The organism is Duganella guangzhouensis, from assembly GCF_009674535.1.
In the GTDB taxonomy this organism is placed as follows: Bacteria; Pseudomonadota; Gammaproteobacteria; order Burkholderiales; family Burkholderiaceae_D; genus Rugamonas; species Rugamonas guangzhouensis.
The window spans coordinates 164,560-180,121 of the sequence record NZ_WKJK01000009.1 but is presented as its reverse complement, the minus strand read 5'-3'; the positions used below and the strand labels follow the sequence as shown (position 1 = coordinate 180,121).

Here is a 15,562-nt window from a genome sequence, read left to right as displayed (position 1 = left end):
TGAAAATCGTCAGGAATAATGAAATGACTCAGCAAAAAATTCTCGTCATCGGTGCCAATGGCCAGATCGGCAGTGAACTGGTGGAAGCCTTGGCCGCGCAGCACGGCGCGCAGAACGTCATCGCCGCCGACATCAGCCCGACCAATGTCTACAACGCGGCGCGCTACACCACGCTGAACGTGCTGGATAAGCAGGCGCTGTGCGAACTGATTACCGAAGAGGGTATCACCCAGGTCTACCAACTGGCGGCGATGCTGTCGGCCACCGGCGAAGCGGCTCCGCTGAAGGCGTGGACGTTGAACATGGACGGCCTGCTGAATATTCTGGAAACCGCGCGCGAACGTGGCGCCATCGGCAAGCCGCTGAAAGTATTCTGGCCGTCGTCGATCGCCGCTTTCGGCCCGAACACGCCACAAGACGCCACGCCGCAACTGACGGTGATGGATCCAACCACCATCTACGGCATCAGCAAGCTGGCCGGCGAGCGCCTGTGCGAGTACTACTTCCTGAAGTATGGCGTGGACGTGCGTTCGATTCGCTACCCAGGCATCATCAGCTTCAAGTCGCCACCGGGCGGCGGCACCACTGATTACGCGATCGCGATCTTCCACTCGGCGCTGCGCGGCGAGCGTTATGAATGCTTCCTCGGCCCGCAAACCACGCTGCCGATGATCTACATGCCCGATGCGATCCGCGCCACCATCGAGTTGATGGATGCGCCGGCCGAGCAGGTGAAAGCGCGTTCCTCGTACAACGTGGCTGGTGTGTCGTTCAACCCCGAGCAACTGGCTGCGGCCATCGCGCGCAAGCTGCCGGACTTTAAAATCGCCTACAAGCCGGATAGCCGCCACGCCATCGCTGATTCGTGGCCGCATAGCCTGGACGACAGTGCCGCTGCCGCCGACTGGGGCTGGAAAGCGCGCATCGGCGTGGACGAAATGGTGGCCGACATGCTGGCCAATATCAAGGTTGATCTGGGTAAGGCCGCCTGATGGACATGAGCGTTTTCGATCTGTTCAAGATCGGCATCGGCCCTTCGAGCTCGCACACGGTGGGGCCGATGGTGGCGGCACGCCGCTTTTTGCTGGATAACGCTCCGTTGGACGAGGTGGTCGAGGTCAAGGCCGAGCTGTATGGCTCGCTGGCCTTGACTGGCGTCGGCCACGCCACCGACAAAGCCGTGCTGCTTGGCCTGATGGGCGAGACGCCGCAGGGTGTGGTGCCGACCCGCGTCGATGCGCAACTGGCGGAAGCCGAAGCGGCTGGCACGTTGAAGCTGCTGGGCGCGCACGCGGTGCCGTTCAAGCGTGGCACGCATCTGGTGTTTCACATGGCTGAATCGCTGCCCGAGCATCCGAACGGCATGCGCTTCACGCTGACGCGCAAGGATGGCAGCAGCGTGTCCAAAGTCTATTACTCGGTGGGTGGTGGCTTTATCCGCGAGGAGGGTGAACCGCCCGTGGCGGCAGCGGCGGCGGTCAGTGTGCCGTATTCCTTCGGCACCATGGACGAGCTGCTGGCGCATGGCGTACGCAGTGGACTGACGATTCCGCAGATGCTGCGCGCGAACGAGCGTGTGCGCATCAGCGACGAAGCGCTTAACGCCGGCCTGGATAAAATCTGGCAGGTGATGCGCGATTGCATAACGCATGGCCTGGAGACGCCGGGCCAACTGCCGGGTGGCTTGAACGTTAAGCGCCGCGCCGCCAGTCTGTGGTCGCAGGCCAAGGCCAACACCAATCACGCCAACGCTCTGCCGCACGACGCGTTGCATCAGGTCAGCCTGTATGCGATGGCGGTCAATGAGGAAAACGCGGCCGGCGGCCGGGTGGTCACGGCGCCGACCAATGGTGCGGCCGGCATCATCCCGGCGGTGCTGCGCTATTACGCGGAAGACTGCAAGCCTAGCGATCCCGCCACAGGTGTGCACAATTTCCTGCTGACGGCGGCGGCGATCGGCATGCTGTGCAAGCGTAACGCGTCGATCTCCGGCGCGGAAATCGGCTGTCAGGGCGAGGTTGGTGTGGCGTGTGCCATGGCCGCCGCTGGCCTGGTGGCGGCGCTGGGCGGCAGCAATGGCCAGATCGAGAACGCCGCCGAAATCGGCATCGAGCACCATCTGGGCATGACCTGCGATCCTATCGGTGGTCTGGTGCAGATTCCGTGCATCGAGCGTAACGGCATGGGTGCGGTCAAAGCTATCACCGCCGCCTCGCTGGCGTTGAAGGGTGACGGCACCCACTTCGTCAGCCTCGACGAAGTGATTGAAACCATGCGCCAGACCGGCGCCGACATGCAGGCCAAGTACAAAGAGACCTCACTGGGCGGCCTGGCGATCCACGTCATCACCGTCAATCACGCTGCCTGCTGACGGCGACGGTCAGCCTGAAATCGTCGCCGGTGACGGCGGCTTTTTCGCCAAGCCGCACCAGCAGGCCCGGTTGGCTGACCACTTGGCTGTCATGCTTGATGATGGCTTTCAGGAACACGGTATTCTCACCGGCCTGATTCAAGACGAACTCGGTGCGCCACGCGCCGCCTTTGCCTTCGCTGGCGACAGCGAAGGGTACTCCTTCTTTCACAAGCAGTTTCGGCGTGGCCGATTCGCCGCTGGCGTCCAGTCGCATGTCGATGGCGTAGCTGGCCGCTGATGGCTCGACGTCCGCATGCGCGGCCAGCGCGGCCAAGCCGCAGCTGCCAATGATGGCGATACGGCCAGACCAGCGGCGTAGCGTGCGTGGCGGGTTTGCGTTCAATTGCATGATGCGCTCCTTCAGTGGGTGGATGGACTGCCAGTGGCAATGAATCAGCGCGCCCTGGGTTGAGAGCTGGGTCTTCAGCATGGCTTCCGCGTAGCAGCGCTTGCGGCCCGGATGCACGCGCATGACGGCGGCGTCGCACGCCAGTTCCTGATCGAGCCTGAATCTGCGGGCGGCGTAGTGGACTAGCGGGTGAAACCAGAACAGGCATTGCAGCAGGGCGCACGTGGCGTTTGCCAGTGGATCGTGACGGCGGGCGTGGATGGTTTCATGCGCCAGGATCAGCTGCTGTTCCTGTTTTGTGTAACGCGTTGCGAAATTTCGCGGAACCACGATGATGGGGCGCCACAAGCCGACGACTGCGGGGCTGTGGTCGTCGCATGCGCTGTTGTGGATACCGTGCCGCTGGCTCAGCGGGCCAAGGTAGGCATGATAGGAGGCGTGCGTGCGCCACAGCCTGGCCACCATCGCTACCGTGCCGGCCAGCCAGGCGGCTAGCAGCCATGATTGCCATGGTGTGCTGGCGGGCGATGGGGCGATGCTGATCACGCGGTGCAACGGCGCGAACACCAACTGCCCTGGCGCGCCAATGTGTGCGGCGATGCCTGCGGCCAGCTGCGCGGCGGGTAGCAAGATGGCCAATAACGTGGCTGGTGCCGCCGCCCATAGCGTGTAGGCGATGACGGCGCCGAATACGCGTCGCGTCGGTAGTCGCAATGCGCAGATCAGCAAAAGCACGCAGGTCATGGCCGCGAGGGCGAGAGCTGCGATGCCTGGGGCCGCGTCTATGCTGGCGCCAATGATGGTGCCAATGTCGGTGCTCGACGCATGCGGCTCAAGCATCGTCTTCCAGCTCCTTGATGAGCCGCTTCAGGTCTTTGATGTCGCTGGCACTCAGCTTGCCATGCTGGCCGAAATGCGCCACCAGCGGCGCAATGCGGCCTCCGAACAGGCGGTCGACCAGGCTGCCGCTTTCCGCCGCCACCCAGCGCTCGCGCGTCAGCACCGGCGAATAGAGAAAGCGCCGACCATCTTTCGTGGCGCGCAAGGCACCTTTTTTCAGCAGGCGGTTGAGTAGCGTCTTGATGGTGGCTTCCTGCCAGTCCTGCCGTTCGCTCAAGGCGGCCACCACATCCTCCGCCGTGCGCGGGCTGCCGCTCCACAGCACTTCCATCACCTGCGATTCTGCTTCGCTGATCGGTATTGGTTTCATGGCTTAATCGATTACGAGTGTAAACGATTGGATGATTACATGTGTAATCGATGCCGTCAACCGCTTATTCTTTTTCGAGCAGGGCGCGGAAGGCTTCGGGTAGCAGGGGCTTGCTGAAGTGGTAGCCCTGGATTTCGTCGCACAGCTGTTCGCGCAGGAAGTCCAGCTGCTCGACCGTTTCGACGCCTTCGGCGATGGTGGTCAAGCCCAAGCTGCGCGCCATGTTGATGATGGCGCTGACGATGGCCTTGTCCTCGGCGTCGGTGCTGATATCGCGCACGAAGGACTGGTCGATCTTCAGCTTGTACACCTTGAATTTCTTCAGATGGCTGAGCGACGAGAAGCCGGTGCCGAAATCATCGATCGACATGCGGATGCCGCGATCGTGCAGCTGCGTCATGGTGTTGATGGCGCCTTGCGGATCCTGCAGCGCCACGCCCTCGGTCAATTCCAGCTCCAGATACTCGGGCGGCAAACCCTCCTCGTACAGGATCTGCGCCACCCGCGACGGCAGGTCGGCGCTGCGGAACTGGATCGCTGACAGGTTCACCGCCATCACCAGCGGCGGCAGCCCGGCATCCAGCCAAACCCGCGCCTGACGCACCGCCTGACGCAGCACCCATTCGCCAATCGGGATAATCAAGCCGCTTTCCTCCGCCGCCGGAATGAACTCGACCGGCGACACCGCGCCCAGCTCCGGCGTACTCCAGCGCAGCAGCGCCTCGGCGCCGACCACGCGGCCGCTCTTCAGCGACACCTGCGGCTGATACACCACCCGCAACTGATCGCGCTCCACCGCATAGCGCAGCGCATTCACCAACTGCAGATGGCGCGCCGCCCGCTGCTGCATGGCCGCCGTGAAGAAACGGAAGTCGTGCCGGCCGGCGCGCTTTACCTGATACATCGCCGCGTCGGCGCGCTGCAGCAGGGTTTCGACATCGGCGCCATCATCCGGATACATGGCGATGCCGATCGATGCCGATACTTTCAGATCGTGCGGCCCCACGGTGTAGGACTGGCCGGCCATCTCCAGCAACTGGCGGGCCACGTCGCTGGCCTCGCTGCTGCTCACATCCGGCAGCACGAAAATGAACTCGTCGCCGCCGAGGCGGGCGACCATGTCGCCGTCGCGCAGGCAGCCGGTCAGGCGCAGCGCCAGTTCCGACAGCAACGCATCGCCTACCGTGTGGCCGAGCGAATCGTTGATGTCCTTGAAGTGATCCAGGTCCAGCATCATCAGCGCCATTGGCGTGCGCTTGCTGCGCGCCTGCTCCACCAATTGGCGCGCGCGTTCGTGCAACTGCGAGCGGTTCGGCAGGCCGGTCAGCACGTCGTAGTGCGCCAGATACTGCACGCGCTGGTCGGCCTGCTGGCGGATCGCTTCGCGGTCGAAGTTCTTCAGCGCGAATTCGATATCCAGCGTCATTTCCAACAGCAGCTCGCGCACCTCCTGGTCGAAGGCATTGAGCGCGCTGGAATAGGGCGCGAAGAAGCCGATGATCTCACCGTCGCGACGCAGCGGAATCGCGGCCGACGAGGACCAGCCGTAACGCGCGCCGTGCGCGTGCCAGTAGGCGGTTTCCGGCGCGTGCTGGTAATCCTGACACCAGTAAGGCTGGCCGCTGCGGTAGGACAGGCCGATCGGCCCGCGCCCCTCCGGCGTGCCGGCATCGAGCGAGACCTCCAACTGGTCCAGATATTCAACGCCGCCGCCAAACGATGCCGCCACCACGATGCGTCCATGCTCCTTGTCGATCAATCCTATCCACGCCATCGCCATGCCGCCGTAGCAGACCACGTCGCGGCAGATACGCTCGAACAGCTCGGCCTCGCTGTGACTGCGCACGATGGCCTGGTTGCATTGGCTGAGCGCCGAGTACAGTCGGCTGACGCGCTGCGTGCGCTCCAGCGCCGCCGAGCGTTCGGCATCCAGCCGCGCCAGGCTTTGCTGGGTGTGGACCAGCCAGCCCCAGATGCTGTCCTGTGCCTGCGCCGATGCCTGTAGCGCCACGCTGAAATCGCCGCGCCCCAGTTTTTCCATGGCGGCGCGCAACTGGTCGACCGAGCAGCCCAGTGAGGCATTCAGCTGACGCTTGGTGCGCCACACCAGCAGCACCAGCACCACTGAGCTGACCATGAAGGCGATGCGCGCCACGTTGGCGTCCAGCGAGGTTTCCTCCACCAGCAGGCGGGTGCGGCGGTCCACGCTCTCGCTGACTTCTCCGATCGGGCGCATGATGTCGGCCTTGGCGCGGTGGTAGACCGCATCGTGCAGCATAGCGGTGGCCTGGACCACGTCGCCGCCGCCAGCGCGCAGGTCCATGGCGGTGGTCTCCAGTCCTATCAGCTTGTCCGATTCGTTCTTGGCGGCGGCCAGTAGCGCCAGTTCTTCCGGCGCGAAATGGGCTTCGCGCATCAGTTGCATCAGTGGCGCGGTGAGCTCGCCCTGGCGTGGCCGCCGGTCGTTGGCCATCACCAGATCCCAGTAGACGTTTTCATAATTCTTGGGGCGCGCCGCGCGGCCTTCGCGGATGTCGACGATTTCCTGATAATTCTTGCGGTATTGCGCCTCGCCGGTGGCGACATAGGTGCGCGCCATGCGGGTCAGATCGTCGGACGACTGGCGCAGTTCCTCGATCAGATTGTGCGAGGTGTAGCGCAGTTCATTGGCATGGTCGATGCGCTTCTCGGTCCAGACGTACAGCATGAAGGCCGCCGCCACCAGCAGCAGGGTGCCGAAACAGGCCCACAGATAGCTGGCGAAGGGGGAAGGTGGCGAAGACTTCATGGTGTTGTACGACGAGCGGCGGAGTTCGACAGTATATGGCCTGCTTAGCGCAGCGGCCAGCACCGCAACTGCGAGGCATGACCATAAAACAACGTGAATTTCACGGGATGGCGTCGGGGGCACTATAATACCCGCTCGCCTTTGTACCGTTCTGCAGCCCAACCGGACTTTTTCTATTTTATGCAATACGTGTCTACCCGTGCCGCGTCGTCGGCCGCCGCTTCGTCTTCCCAACAATTTTCCGATATTCTGCTGGGTGGCCTCGCCGCTGACGGCGGCCTGTTCCTGCCGACCGCTTACCCGCAAGTGACCGGCGCCGAGCTGGATGCCTGGCGCAAGCTGTCCTACGCCGAGCTGGCGTTCGAGATTCTGAAGAAGTTCGCGACCGATATTCCGGAAGCCGATCTGCGCGCGCTGACCGCCAAGACCTACACCCAGGATGTGTACAAAAACGCCCGCCAGGGCGAAAGCGCCGCCGACATCACGCCGCTGCGCGTGCTGGAAGAGGCCAACGGCACCAAGCTGGTGCTGCAGGCGCTGTCGAACGGTCCGACCCTGGCGTTCAAGGACATGGCGATGCAGCTGCTGGGTAATCTGTTCGAATACGCGCTGGCCAAGCAGAACGCGGAACTGAACATTTTCGGCGCCACCTCCGGCGATACCGGCAGCGCCGCCGAATACGCGATGCGTGGCAAGAAGGGTATCCGCGTGTTCATGCTGTCGCCGCACAAGAAGATGAGCGCTTTCCAGACCGCGCAAATGTTCTCGCTGCAGGACCCTAATATCTACAACATCGCCATCGAAGGCGTGTTCGACGACGCGCAGGACATGGTCAAAGCCGTGTCGAACGACCTCGAATACAAGGCCAAACACAAGATCGGCACCGTCAACTCGATCAACTGGGCACGTGTAGTGGCGCAGGTGGTGTACTACTTCCGCGGCTATCTGGCGGCGACCACCTCCAACGAGCAGAAAGTGTCGTTCACCGTCCCATCGGGTAACTTCGGCAATATCTGCGCTGGCCACATCGCCCGCATGATGGGCCTGCCGATCGACAAGCTGGTGGCGGCCACCAACGAGAACGACGTACTGGACGAATTCTTCCGCACCGGCGTGTACCGCGTGCGCAAGTCGGCCGAGACCTATCACACCTCCAGTCCATCGATGGACATCTCCAAGGCGTCCAACTTCGAGCGCTTCGTGTATGAACTGGTAGGCCGCGATGGCGACCGCACCCGCGCGCTGTTCCAGAAAGTGGAAACCCACGGCGGCTTCGACCTGTCCGGCAAACCTGGCAGCGATGGCGACGAGTTCAAACTGGTGGCCAACTACGGCTTCAAGTCGGGCAAGTCGACCCACGACGACCGCGTCAACACCATTCGCGACGTGGCCGACGATTACGGCATCGTGATCGACACCCACACCGCCGACGGCATCAAGGTGGCGAAAGAGAACCTGGAACCCGGCGTGACCATGATCGTGCTGGAAACCGCCCTGGCGGCCAAGTTCAACGAAACCATCCTGGAAGCGCTGGGCGAAGACGCCGAACGTCCTGCGGGCTTCGAGAACATCGAAGACCTGCCGCAGAAGTTCGTCGTCATGAAGGCGGATGTCGACGCGATGAAGGCATACATCGCGACCAACACGGGGCTGTGATGAGCGAGCCGCGTAAGCCGATGCTGTCGGTCAGCGAAGCGCAGACGCTGATGCTGGGCGCGGTGCGCCCGTTGGCGGACACCGAACTGGTAGCCACGCTGGCGGCCAACGGCCGCGTGCTGGCGGCAGCGCAGGTGTCGGAAATGAACGTGCCCGGCGCCGATAACACGCAGATGGACGGCTACGCGGTGCGCGCGGCCGATTGCGTCAGCGGCAGCGCGGCGCTGAAGGTGTCGCAGCGCGTCCCGGCCGGCCATGTGCCGCAGGCTCTGCAACCGGGGACGGCGGCCCGCATCTTCACCGGCGCCATGATTCCGCAAGGCGCCGATGCCGTCGTCATGCAGGAGCAGTGCGCGCTGGATGGCGACACCGTCACCATCAACCACGCACCCAAGTCGGGCGAATGGATACGCCGCGCCGGCGAGGACATCGCCAGCGGCAGCGTGGTGCTGGCCGCCGGTACGCGCCTGCGCAGCCAGGAGCTGGGGTTGGCCGCATCGATCGGCCTGGCCGAATTGCCGGTGAAGCGCAAGCTGCGCGTGGCCGTGTTCTTCACCGGTGACGAATTGACCATGCCTGGCGAGCCACTGGCGCCGGGCGCGATCTACAATTCCAACCGCTTCACGCTGCGCGCGCTGCTGGAAAACCTGGGCTGCGAGATCACTGATTTCGGCATCGTGCCGGATTCGCTGGACGCGACCCGCTCGGTGCTGCGCCAGTCGGCCGAAGGACATGATCTGATCATCACCTCGGGCGGCGTGTCGGTCGGCGAGGAAGACCATATCAAGCCGGCGGTGGAAGCCGAAGGCAAGCTGAATATGTGGCAGATCGCCGTCAAGCCGGGCAAGCCGCTGGCGTTTGGCGAAGTGCGGCAGGCGTTCTTCATCGGCCTGCCGGGCAATCCGGTGTCCAGCTTTGTCACCTTCCTGATATTCGTGCGGCCGTTCATTCTGCGCCTGCAGGGCGTGGCCGGCGCTATCGCGCCGCGTGCCTTCAGCATGCGCGCCGATTTCGACTGGCCCAAGGCCGACAAGCGCAACGAGTTCCTGCGCGCCCGCATCAACGATGAAGGCGGCGTGGAGCTGTTCCGCAACCAGAGTTCCGGCGTGTTGACGTCGACGGTGTGGGGCGACGGCGTGATCGACAATCCCCCTGGCCAGGCCATCGCGCGCGGCGATCAGGTGCGCTTTATCCCGTTTAGCGAGTTATTGTACTGATGGGTATTACCGTAAAATTTTTCGCCAGCGTGCGCGAAGCTGTGGGGGCGTCGTCGGAAGCGATGGCGCTGCCGGATGGCGTGACCACGGTGGGCGCACTGCGCGCGCATCTGGCCGCGCGCGGCGACAACTGGCAGCAGGCGCTGGGCCATCCGGCGCTGCGCATGGCGCACAATCAGGTGATGTGCGGCGCCGATGCCGCGCTTGCCGATGGCGCCGAAGTGGCGTTCTTCCCGCCGGTTACCGGGGGCTGATGTTCTTGTTCTTACGGGCGGCGGCGAGATCGTCGCACATGCCGCAAGCCTTGGCGTGGCGATAGCGCCGCCATGAGGTGTAGGTGAAAATGCCGGCCGCGATCACCGCCCAGGCGCCGGCGCTCAGGTAGTCTTCCTGCCGGGGCGAGCCTTTGAACCATTCCACTGCGGCCAGGATCGCGAACAGCGGCACGGCGGCCAGCAGAAAGCGTTTTATCCAGAATAGCGCACCCATGGTATCTCCCTTGTTTTTTGATATTGGACCGAATGCATGCAGTCTAGTTTGACACCTTTTCGCGTCGCCGTCATCGGCGGCGGCCCCGCCGGGCTAATGGCCGCGCAAACGCTGGCCGATGGCGGGGCACAGGTGGATCTGTACGACGCCATGCCGTCGGTCGGCCGCAAGTTCCTGCTGGCGGGACGCAGCGGCATGAATATCACGCACGCCGAGCCGTATGCTGATTTTGTAACGCGTTATGGTAATTCGGCGACGCCGCTGCGGCCGATGCTGGACGCCTTCGGTCCGCAGGCTGTGCGCGACTGGGTGCATGGCCTGGGCCTGGAGACCTTCGTCGGCACTTCGGGCCGGGTGTTCCCGACCGATATGAAGGCGGCGCCGCTGCTGCGGGCGTGGGTGCATGCGGTGCGCGAGCGCGGCGTGCAGTTCCACATGCGGCACCATTGGCTGGGCTGGCAGGATGGGGCGCTGCGCTTTTCCACCCCAGCCGAAGACGGTGCGCCCGGCGCGCGTGAGCTGCTGGTGCGGCCGGACGCGGTGATCCTCGCGCTGGGGGGAGGCAGTTGGGCGCGACTGGGTTCGGATGGCAAATGGATGCCGCTGCTGGCCGAACGCGGCGTGCCGCTGGCGCCACTGGCGCCGGCCAACTGCGGTTTCGACGTCGCCTGGAGCGAGCATTTCAGCAGCCGTCACGCCGGCGAGCCGTTGATGACGGTGGCGGTGATCGCGCGCGATGCGCGCGGCGACGAAATGCGCAAGCAGGGACAATTCGTGGTAACGCAGGGCGGCATTGAGGGCAGCTTGATTTACGCGCTGTCGGCGGCGTTGCGCGATCAGATCGCGGCGGATGGCGGCACCACCATCTGGCTGGATCTGATGCCGGATTGGAGTGCGGAGCGGGTGGCGGACGAAGTGGCGCGGCCGCGTGGCGCGCGTTCCATGAGCAGCCATCTGCAAAGCCGCTTGGGCATCAAGGGCGTGAAAGCAGGGCTGTTGCGCGAGTGTTTGAGCAAGCAGCAGTTCGCGGACGAAGCGCAGCTGGCGGCGGCGATCAAGCGCTTGCCGGTGCGGCTGCTGCGTCCACGCCCGATCGATGAAGTGATTTCCACCGCCGGCGGCGTGCGTTGGGATGGATTGGAAGGGACCATGCTGAAGGCCGCGCCGGGCGTGTTCGTGGCCGGCGAAATGGTCGACTGGGAAGCGCCGACCGGCGGTTATCTGCTAACGGCCTGCTTTGCCAGCGGCATCGCCGCCGCGCGCGACGCGCTGGCCTGGCGCGGGATTACTCCCAACTGACTTCGCCGGAACCTGTGCGGTTGACGTTGCGGCGATCCGGGTTGCCCAGCACGCGGATATCGCCGCTGCCGCGCAGCGTCAGGTCGGCCGACTGCTTGGCGAACACGTGGCTGGTGCCCGAGCCTTTCAGATTCACCGTCACCTGATCGGCCGCCAGGTGGCGCGCATTCAGGTCGCCGGAGCCGGTCAGCTCAGCGTTCAGCGTCTTGCAGCTGCCGGATGCGGTGATCTGGCCTGAGCCCACCATCTCCAGCTCCACGGTTTCGGTGCTGCCGGCATTCATATTCAAGTTGCCGCTGCCATGTGCGCTGGCGTTCAACTCGCGATAACGGCCGCTGAAGTTCACATTGCCGGAGCCGTGTAACTGCAATTCCAGCCGCTCGCCGTTAAATCCGGATACCTTGGTGTCGCCGCTGCTGGTGACCACCAGCTCCTCCAGCGATGGCAAAATCAGCTCCACCTGCAGCCGATGGCGCGGATTAAGCAGCATGCCCTTGGTGCCGATGTGCAGATCGCGGCCATCCTGGATAGTTTCGATATTCGCCAGCGAGCGCTGTTCGCCGCGCACCTTGAGCGAGGCGTTCTGGCCCTGGGTCAGAATCAGATCGATCGGCCCATTCAGCTCCACCGCCGTCGCCATGGCGTCGATCTTGCGGGTTTCGCTGCCCAGCGAACGGCCAGCCACGCTGGTCGGACTGCTGCTGCCATATGCCTTCAGCATGCTGTAAGTGACGCCGATCAGCACAAACGCCAGCACCAGCAGACCGGCTCCGATTTTCATTAATGCGCGCATGATGAACTCCTAGCGTCCGCGAAGCAGCGACAGATTCATCGCCGCGTAGCGTTTCAAGCCGATCACCGTGTAGCGGGTCAGCACGATACTGATCAAACACAGGCCAATGCCACCCAAAATCAGCCCCAGGCCGATCGCCGACTGCGTGGTGCGGGCGCCGTTGTCAAAATCGGTGGTGATGTGGACATCGCCGGTGGCCACCGCCTCGGCACGGTCTAGCAGGCGGCCGCTGCGGCTCAGGCTTTCATCCTCGGGGGATGGCGACTGCGCCTCGTCCTTGTTGACCTGCACCCCCATGCTGTTGATCGACACGCGCCAGCCCTGGATATCCTCTTCCTCGTCCTGGTTGTCGAAGTGGCTGTTGGTGTACTCCATCAGGTGACGCAACGGACCTTCCAGCGCCAGTTCGTTTTGTCCGGACAGGCCGCTGGCGGTCAGCGCCACGCCGCCGATGTAAAACGCGAATGCCGACACGTAGACCGCGCCCAGCAGGCTGGCGTACACCATGGCCGGGATCACCATGAACAGGTTGAAGATGGCCAGGCCGATAAACGACGCCACCGTGCGGGCAAAGTTGAAAGGGGTTTTCTTTTGCTCGAAAGCGTTCAGGTGAGCGTTGGCGCGCAGCGTCATGGCGATTTTGCGCGGTTCGTCCAGCTCCTGATAGACCTCGGCTTCGCTTTGGCCGGCCACCAGGCCGTCGATGAAGCGTTGCTCGTAGTAAGCCAGGGTCTTGGCCACCAGTTCCGGTGGCAGACCGTGCATGGCCTGCTTGAGCGCGTCGAGGTATTGCTGCTTGGTCATGATGTTAAGTCCACAATGTTGCTTGCCTTTTGCCCATGATGCAACTGTACCCAAGCGGCTGTCGATCTGCCACAGTCATGTGACAGGCTGCATAAATGACGGCACAGGCGACAAAAACCGGCTACTGGACGGCGCTCCTTTTGAGTAACCGGGCGGCAGCGACGCCGCTGCGCACCGCCGACTCCAGCGTGGCCGGATAGTCGCCGGCGGTGTAATCGCCAGCAAGAACCAGACCGGGCAGGCCGGTGGCGTTGTCCGGGCGCGCCAGGCCGGGGGAGCTGGCATAGGTGGCGCGTTTCTCGGTGATTACCTTGAACCAGCTCGGGCGGCCCAGTTCCGGGCGCTGGAAATCGACCGCCAGTTGCACCGCCACCGCCTCGGCCAGCAGTTCCTGCGGCTGCGCGGCGGCCGGGCCGGAGGCGCTGATCACCACGGCCAGCAGGCCGGCCTGGCTGGCGTCCAGCTGGCCGCGATCGAACACGAACTGGCCGTAATGGTGGTTGTACGGATCGTCCAGCAGGGCGTAAAACGGCAGCTCCAGCCGGGTGGCGGCGTCATATTGCAGGTAGACGGTGGTGATGGCTTCCGGCTCGAAAGCGGTCAGTTGGCCGCACAGGGCGCTGGTGTCGGCGTCCGGGATGTCGTGCAGCAGGGCGGCGGCCTGGGCGGCGCCGGTGGCCAGCACCACACCGCTGAAATAGGTGCTCCAGGTGCCGCCGACGGCGGCGCCGCTGATGTCCAGCTGCCATAAGCGCCCCTCGATCGAACGCAGCGCCTGCACCTTGGCGCCGCTGCGCACCGAGCCGCCGCGTTCGACCACGTAGGCGGCGGCGGCTTCCGGGAACAGTTTGCTGAGGTCGGCGCGCGGCAGCAGCATGTCGGAGGCGCGGCGGTTGGCGCCCAGGCTGTCGCGCAGCACGTTGAGGAAAATCTGGGCCGAGGCACGCTCCGGAGGCGTGTTCAGCGCCGCCAGGCACAGCGGGCGCCACATCAGCTGAATCAGGCGCGGGGTCTGGTCGAAGCGTTCCAGCAGTTCGCTGACGCTGCAATCGGTGTGCAGCCGCCAACCCATCCAGCGTGCGCTGGTTGAGAAACGGGCCAGGCTGAGTTTGTCTTCGCGCTGCAGGCCCTTGGCGCGCAACAGGGCGGCGGCCAGGTGCAGCGGCGCCGGCAGCGGCAGCGCCGGGGCGACGAAGTCCATGCCGTCGCTGTCGGACGGATAGCGCATTTGCAGTGGCAGCGTCAGCAGCGCCTGTTTCAGGTCGACGCCGGTTTGCTGCATCAGGCGCAGCGTTTCGCGGTAGGCACCGAGCAGGATGTGCTGGCCATTGTCCAGCAGCTTGCGGTCGGTTTCGACGCGACGCGCGCGGCCGCCCAGGGTGCGGCCGGCTTCCAGCAGTGTGACTTTGTAGCCGGCCTGCGCCAGTTCGACGGCGGCGGCGCAGCCGGCCCAGCCGGCGCCGATTACCGCAATCGAGCGCGACGGCGGAATGGGCTCGGCGTGGCCGCGCTTGTCGGCCGGGGTGCCGGCGATGATCGCGTCAGCCACGAACGTAGGTCTTCCACGCCAGCCACAGCTTGCGGATTGGCGTCAGCGAGATGCGGTGTGTCAGCACGTGGTAGCCGTCGGCCTCGACCTCGGTCAGCAGGGTGCGGTAGATGGCCGACATCATCAGGCCGGGACGCTGGGCGCGGCGGTCTTCCTTGGGCAGCAGGGCGAAGGCTTCGTCGTAGACGGTCTGGGCGCGGGCGATCTGGAACGCCATCAGCTTTTCAAACTTGTCGGTGTGCTTGGCGTTGAGGATTTCGGCGGCGGTGACGTTGAATTGCTGCAGCTCGCTGATCGGCAGATAGATGCGGCCCTTGCGCGCATCTTCGCCCACGTCGCGGATGATGTTGGTCAGCTGGAACGCCAGGCCCAGTTTCTCGGCAAACTGCAGCGTCTGCGGATTGGTCACGCCGAAAATGCTGGCCGACAGGATGCCGACCACGCTGGCCACGTGCCAGCAGTACTTGTTGAGCGCCACATAATCCAGGTAGCGCGACTGGTTCAGGTCCATCTCCATGCCGTCGACGATGGCTTGCAGGTGTTCTTCCTTTAGATTGTAGGGCTGGATGTGCGGCTGCAGCGCCTGCGTCACCGGGTGCGACGGGCTGCCGGCGTACATGGTCGCGATCTCCTTGCGCCACCAGGCCAGCTTGATGCGGGCGACCGACTCATCGGTGCATTCATCGACGGTGTCGTCCACTTCGCGGCAAAACGCATACAGGGCGGTGATGGCGCGGCGACGCTCCGGCGGCAGGAACAAAAAGCTGTAGTAAAAACTGGAGCCGCTTTGCGCGGTCTTTTGCTGGCAGTAGTCGTCGGGAGACATGAATAAAAAAGCAATGGGCTATTCGAAGCCGCTATTCTATAGGAAGGAGTAGAGGCGCGGTCTGCAACTTTAGGCGATTTAGGGATACAATATGTTACCTTTGTGGAGATATAACGTATGAAGTCGCAGATTTGTGCCGCCCTGATCGTTGTACCGGTTCTTGCCGGAT

14 protein-coding genes are annotated in these 15,562 nt (G+C 64.0%); 6 read left to right on the top strand and 8 right to left on the bottom strand.

Features of this window, described 5'->3' with window-relative positions:
• Window positions 1-23: 23 nt before the first annotated feature.
• A complete protein-coding gene (locus tag GJ699_RS18395) occupies window positions 24-992 on the top strand; it encodes an NAD-dependent epimerase/dehydratase family protein (RefSeq protein ID WP_154378890.1) in 969 nt (322 codons plus the stop codon).
• Window positions 992-2,371, top strand: coding sequence for an L-serine ammonia-lyase (locus GJ699_RS18390; protein WP_154378888.1), 1,380 nt, complete (start codon window positions 992-994; stop codon window positions 2,369-2,371). The genes GJ699_RS18395 and GJ699_RS18390 overlap by 1 nt, the downstream gene beginning before the upstream one ends.
• On the opposite strand, the gene GJ699_RS18385 is transcribed toward GJ699_RS18390, so the two are convergent.
• The 3 genes from GJ699_RS18385 to GJ699_RS18375 all read right to left on the bottom strand — a co-directional run bounded on the left by GJ699_RS18385 (window position 2,352) and on the right by GJ699_RS18375 (window position 6,760).
• Entirely contained in the window at window positions 2,352-3,602 is a 1,251-nt protein-coding gene (locus tag GJ699_RS18385; protein WP_154378886.1) for a M56 family metallopeptidase, read from the bottom strand. The two genes, GJ699_RS18390 and GJ699_RS18385, sit on opposite strands and share 20 nt — an antisense overlap.
• Window positions 3,595-3,972, bottom strand: coding sequence for a BlaI/MecI/CopY family transcriptional regulator (locus GJ699_RS18380; RefSeq protein WP_154378884.1), 378 nt, complete (start codon window positions 3,970-3,972; stop codon window positions 3,595-3,597). Before GJ699_RS18380 ends, GJ699_RS18385 begins: the two co-directional genes overlap by 8 nt.
• Window positions 3,973-4,036: 64 nt before the next feature.
• A complete protein-coding gene (locus GJ699_RS18375) occupies window positions 4,037-6,760 on the bottom strand; it encodes a putative bifunctional diguanylate cyclase/phosphodiesterase (protein ID WP_154378882.1) in 2,724 nt (907 codons plus the stop codon).
• 180 nt (window positions 6,761-6,940) lie between these two features.
• Here GJ699_RS18375 and thrC point away from each other — a divergent pair, with 180 nt between their 5' ends.
• From thrC to moaD, 3 genes are read left to right on the top strand one after another with little or no spacing between them, the layout of a single operon-like run.
• Window positions 6,941-8,416, top strand: coding sequence for a threonine synthase (thrC, locus tag GJ699_RS18370; protein WP_154378880.1), 1,476 nt, complete (start codon window positions 6,941-6,943; stop codon window positions 8,414-8,416).
• Entirely contained in the window at window positions 8,416-9,633 is a 1,218-nt protein-coding gene (locus GJ699_RS18365) for a molybdopterin molybdotransferase MoeA (protein WP_154378878.1), read from the top strand. The genes thrC and GJ699_RS18365 overlap by 1 nt, the downstream gene beginning before the upstream one ends.
• Window positions 9,633-9,887 (top strand): molybdopterin converting factor subunit 1, encoded by a 255-nt coding sequence (gene moaD / locus GJ699_RS18360; RefSeq protein ID WP_154378876.1) that lies wholly within the window; start codon window positions 9,633-9,635, stop codon window positions 9,885-9,887. The genes GJ699_RS18365 and moaD overlap by 1 nt, the downstream gene beginning before the upstream one ends.
• On the opposite strand, the gene GJ699_RS18355 is transcribed toward moaD, so the two are convergent.
• Window positions 9,874-10,122: a PH domain-containing protein gene (locus GJ699_RS18355; RefSeq protein ID WP_154378874.1), complete on the bottom strand. Its 249-nt coding sequence runs from the start codon at window positions 10,120-10,122 to the stop codon at window positions 9,874-9,876. The two genes, moaD and GJ699_RS18355, sit on opposite strands and share 14 nt — an antisense overlap.
• A 36-nt stretch (window positions 10,123-10,158) precedes the next feature.
• Between GJ699_RS18355 and GJ699_RS18350 the strand changes: the two genes are divergently transcribed.
• Window positions 10,159-11,421: a TIGR03862 family flavoprotein gene (locus GJ699_RS18350; protein ID WP_154378872.1), complete on the top strand. Its 1,263-nt coding sequence runs from the start codon at window positions 10,159-10,161 to the stop codon at window positions 11,419-11,421.
• On the opposite strand, the gene GJ699_RS18345 is transcribed toward GJ699_RS18350, so the two are convergent.
• The 4 genes from GJ699_RS18345 to hpnD all read right to left on the bottom strand — a co-directional run bounded on the left by GJ699_RS18345 (window position 11,408) and on the right by hpnD (window position 15,393).
• Window positions 11,408-12,214: a head GIN domain-containing protein gene (locus GJ699_RS18345; protein ID WP_154378870.1), complete on the bottom strand. Its 807-nt coding sequence runs from the start codon at window positions 12,212-12,214 to the stop codon at window positions 11,408-11,410. The genes GJ699_RS18350 and GJ699_RS18345 overlap by 14 nt on opposite strands.
• Window positions 12,215-12,223: 9 nt before the next feature.
• Window positions 12,224-13,018, bottom strand: a complete 795-nt coding sequence (locus GJ699_RS18340) for a DUF1700 domain-containing protein (RefSeq protein WP_154378868.1) — start codon at window positions 13,016-13,018, stop codon at window positions 12,224-12,226.
• A gap of 121 nt (window positions 13,019-13,139) precedes the next feature.
• Entirely contained in the window at window positions 13,140-14,510 is a 1,371-nt protein-coding gene (gene hpnE / locus GJ699_RS18335; RefSeq protein WP_371867596.1) for a hydroxysqualene dehydroxylase HpnE, read from the bottom strand.
• Window positions 14,511-14,559: 49 nt separating this feature from the next.
• Window positions 14,560-15,393, bottom strand: coding sequence for a presqualene diphosphate synthase HpnD (gene hpnD / locus GJ699_RS18330; RefSeq protein WP_154378866.1), 834 nt, complete (start codon window positions 15,391-15,393; stop codon window positions 14,560-14,562).
• Between the last annotated feature and the right edge of the window lie 169 nt (window positions 15,394-15,562).

Coding starts and splice junctions, on each gene's coding strand:
- GJ699_RS18395 (WP_154378890.1), top strand. CDS start 24: ATGACTCAGCAAAAAATTCTCGTCATCGGTGCCAATGGCCAGATCGGC.
- GJ699_RS18390 (WP_154378888.1), top strand. CDS start 992: ATGGACATGAGCGTTTTCGATCTGTTCAAGATCGGCATCGGCCCTTCG.
- GJ699_RS18385 (WP_154378886.1), bottom strand. CDS start 3,602: ATGCTTGAGCCGCATGCGTCGAGCACCGACATTGGCACCATCATTGGC.
- GJ699_RS18380 (WP_154378884.1), bottom strand. CDS start 3,972: ATGAAACCAATACCGATCAGCGAAGCAGAATCGCAGGTGATGGAAGTG.
- GJ699_RS18375 (WP_154378882.1), bottom strand. CDS start 6,760: ATGAAGTCTTCGCCACCTTCCCCCTTCGCCAGCTATCTGTGGGCCTGT.
- thrC (WP_154378880.1), top strand. CDS start 6,941: ATGCAATACGTGTCTACCCGTGCCGCGTCGTCGGCCGCCGCTTCGTCT.
- GJ699_RS18365 (WP_154378878.1), top strand. CDS start 8,416: ATGAGCGAGCCGCGTAAGCCGATGCTGTCGGTCAGCGAAGCGCAGACG.
- moaD (WP_154378876.1), top strand. CDS start 9,633: ATGGGTATTACCGTAAAATTTTTCGCCAGCGTGCGCGAAGCTGTGGGG.
- GJ699_RS18355 (WP_154378874.1), bottom strand. CDS start 10,122: ATGGGTGCGCTATTCTGGATAAAACGCTTTCTGCTGGCCGCCGTGCCG.
- GJ699_RS18350 (WP_154378872.1), top strand. CDS start 10,159: ATGCAGTCTAGTTTGACACCTTTTCGCGTCGCCGTCATCGGCGGCGGC.
- GJ699_RS18345 (WP_154378870.1), bottom strand. CDS start 12,214: ATGCGCGCATTAATGAAAATCGGAGCCGGTCTGCTGGTGCTGGCGTTT.
- GJ699_RS18340 (WP_154378868.1), bottom strand. CDS start 13,018: ATGACCAAGCAGCAATACCTCGACGCGCTCAAGCAGGCCATGCACGGT.
- hpnD (WP_154378866.1), bottom strand. CDS start 15,393: ATGTCTCCCGACGACTACTGCCAGCAAAAGACCGCGCAAAGCGGCTCC.